We start from the raw sequence: 202 nt of genomic DNA on the forward strand, positions 1-202 counted from the left end.
GTCTACCTTAATCATTTCCGGACGATCTTTCGCGTTATCGTCTTTCCATGTTTTCGTTCCTTCTACTTTTGTTTTGCCTACTTTTGTATTTGTGATGTCAGTACCATTTACTTTTGATTCATATCCTGGTACTGCTTGTTCTTTCACTTCATACTTGTATGCCTTACCTTCTGCATCGTAAGCTTGAAGTTTTTCAAACGTG

1 protein-coding gene is annotated in these 202 nt (G+C 37.6%); it reads right to left on the reverse strand.

Annotation, left to right across the window (positions count from 1 at the left end; translation table 11 throughout):
• Window positions 1-202: Cna B-type domain-containing protein (locus MR083_RS27780; RefSeq protein ID WP_242270164.1), on the reverse strand; the 202-nt coding region annotated here is incomplete at both ends.

The sequence above is a fragment of the Bacillus cereus group sp. BfR-BA-01408 genome (assembly GCF_022663305.1).
In the GTDB taxonomy this organism is placed as follows: Bacteria; Bacillota; Bacilli; order Bacillales; family Bacillaceae_G; genus Bacillus_A; species Bacillus_A pacificus.